Origin of the sequence: Mesorhizobium sp. M7A.F.Ca.CA.002.09.1.1 (assembly GCF_003998555.1) — a bacterium.
Classification (GTDB): domain Bacteria; phylum Pseudomonadota; class Alphaproteobacteria; order Rhizobiales; family Rhizobiaceae; genus Mesorhizobium; species Mesorhizobium ciceri.
Map to the genome: position 1 here is coordinate 1 of NZ_RZRR01000824.1, position 2,528 is coordinate 2,528.

Annotated in this window: 3 protein-coding genes and 1 pseudogene; 2 read left to right on the plus strand and 2 right to left on the minus strand. The window is 60.9% G+C overall.

The genetic code is table 11. The annotated features are described in order from the left end of the window. Window positions 1–208, minus strand: a pseudogene (locus EN994_RS35710) (extensin family protein); the annotation flags it as partial. Window positions 209–316: 108 nt separating this feature from the next. Next, the gene (locus EN994_RS26840) at window positions 317–742 is read right to left on the minus strand and encodes a DUF3775 domain-containing protein (RefSeq protein ID WP_013530064.1); all 426 of its coding nucleotides are present in this window, start codon (window positions 740–742) and stop codon (window positions 317–319) included. Between the two features lie 143 nt (window positions 743–885). Between EN994_RS26840 and EN994_RS26845 the strand changes: the two genes are divergently transcribed. Next, entirely contained in the window at window positions 886–1,425 is a 540-nt protein-coding gene (locus EN994_RS26845) for a tetratricopeptide repeat protein (RefSeq protein ID WP_063168815.1), read from the plus strand. Window positions 1,426–1,696: 271 nt separating this feature from the next. Continuing rightward, window positions 1,697–2,170: a transcription elongation factor GreA gene (gene greA / locus EN994_RS26850; protein WP_013530066.1), complete on the plus strand. Its 474-nt coding sequence runs from the start codon at window positions 1,697–1,699 to the stop codon at window positions 2,168–2,170. The last annotated feature ends 358 nt before the right edge of the window (window positions 2,171–2,528 follow it).

Consider the following 2,528-nt stretch of genomic DNA (forward strand, 5'->3'; position numbering starts at 1 on the left):
AGGGCAGCGATGTCTGCGTTTTCTGCTGTGTCTGCTTTGGCGTGACCTGCCGGTGGCGCCGTGGTTTCAAACGCTTTCCGCCCCTTGGTTTCAGGGGCTGGTCGGCTCGTGGTGTCAGCGGCTGCTCGACCCGCGGCGTCGGGGGCTTATGATGCCGATGGCGATGTCTCGCCTCGACCGGCATCACCAGCAAGGCCGTGACGGCCACGGTCAACGCAATCCTGCATATTCGGGAAAAGACGATCGACCCCATCGCCCTCAACGGCGCCGACGCAAGGTGGTTGCCTTGGCCGCATCACGAACGGTAACCGCTCCGTTACGCACCGATCGCTTCCAGCCCTTCCTCCAGCCAGTCGGCGAGCAGCGGCATGCCAAGCAGGTATTTCGCGGTGCGCTTGTTGGCGCGTTCGCGCGCGGCGGCCAGCGCGTCCGCCCATTCGGTGGCGTCGTAGTCGCCGCGACCGACCCAGGCCAACGCGATCAGCTCGGCTGCTTCATCGACATTGAGGTCGTTGATCAGCTCGCGCAGCTCTTCTTCGGTCAGGTTCTCGGAGCTTTCCTCGGCAAGGCCGTCATGGTGATGGTTGACATGGGACTCGCCGTCGAGTTCGACCTCGTGCTCGGCGCCATCGGCATAGTCTTCATTGACGGCCGCACTCAGTGCCTTGGCCTTGAGGATGAACAGGCGCACCGTGTCGGGGCCGATCGAAAGCTCCCAGTCCTTTTCAAGCCGCCGCTGCAAGGGCCGTCTCCCTCAGGTCGTTTGCCGGATGATAGCGGATTCGCGGCATCCGTCACCTGATGTTCTCCCGCCCGCAATTTTCCGGGATGAAACGCAAGCCGACCGGCGTTAGTATTGCATTCTCACCCCTCCAGGAGGTTTCGATGCATAAAAGAGTGCTGATCCAGGCGGCGAGCGCATTGCTCGTTCTACAGTTCCTTGCCGTTCCGGTGTTCGCCGCGGGCAGCGGGGGCAGCGGCGGTGACGAAACCGTCACCCAGTGCAAGAAGGGCCAGGTCTGGGACAAGAAGAAGAAAAAGTGCGTCGCGCCCCAGGAAGGCATGCTCGACGACGACAGCATCTATGATGCAGGCCACGCGCTGGCGATGGCCGGGCGCTATGACGAGGCGATTGCCGTGCTCAGCCTCGCCGCCAACAAGCAGGATCCGCGCATCCTCAACTATCTCGGCTATTCGCACCGCCATTCCGGCCGCGTCACCGTCGGCCTCGGCTATTACGAGGAAGCGCTGCGCATCGATCCGAACTACACGCTGGTGCGCGAATATCTCGGCGAAGCGCATCTGCAGATCGGCGATCTGGCCGGCGCCCAGCAGCAGTTGATGGAAATCGAGAAGCGGACCGGCAAGGGTTCGCGTGAATATGGCATGCTGGCCGAGCAGATCGACCATTTCATGAGAAGCTGAAAAGATCCCAGGGCTCTTCCAAGCGGCCGCGAGCGATCGCGGCCGTTTTTTGTTGCCCCCGGTCTCATTCATCGCCCCGGACTGATGAAAACGGGGATGATTTTAGCAAAACCGATTTTTGGGCGTGAAAAACCCGCTGACATTGCTATATTCAGGGAAATTGCGGTGAAACGGTTCCGTAAGCTCGAGGCTGCCGGACCCGTTTTCTTTTTGTACCCATCGACAAGGCTTTCCCCGATACGCGGGGGTGGCAGCAGGAAAGGCAGGCATCATGAACAAGGTCCCGATGACAGGCGAGGGGTTCGCGTCATTGAAGGAAGAACTGCGCTGGCGCCAGCAGGAAGAGCGGCCGCGCATCATCGAGGCGATCTCCGAAGCGCGCTCGCATGGCGACCTGTCCGAAAATGCCGAATATCATGCCGCCAAAGAGGCGCAGAGCCTCAACGAGGGCCGCGTCAACGAGCTTGAAGATTATATTGCGCGCGCCGAGGTGATCGACGTCAGCAAGCTCAGCGGCGACAAGATCAAGTTCGGCGCCACCGTGGTGCTGGTCGACGAGGACACCGAGGAAAAGAAGACCTACCGGATCGTCGGCGACCAGGAGGCGGACGTGAAGTCCGGCCGCATCTCGATCTCCTCGCCGATCGCGCGTGCGCTCATCGGCAAGGAAGTCGGCGACGCCATCGAGGTCAACGCGCCTGGCGGCGCCAGGGGGTATGAGATCGTCCAGGTGCAGTTCATCTAGGACCTTTGATAATTCTACTCTGGCGGCCGACTACAGCGCCGCGCGTCCTCTCGGACGCGCAAAGGACGCTGTAGGATTTTCAGTTAGCGCATGATCCCTTTCCGAAAATCAATTACGATTTTCGGGTGCATGCGCGGGCGGTTTTCTGCGCTTCCGGTGCTCACGTACTTTAAGTACGCGCCGCTCCGGTTCTCGAAGAACCACGCTATTCGACTCGCCAGAGCGAATTCTGAAAGGTCCTATGCCGGCGCTTGTAGTTTAAGTGCCAATAGCTTTTCTGCTTCCGCCACTACCTGCACCGGCACAACACGCCCCCCATGCGAGGCCAGCAGTGTCGATGCGTAGCGTCCGCGCGGGC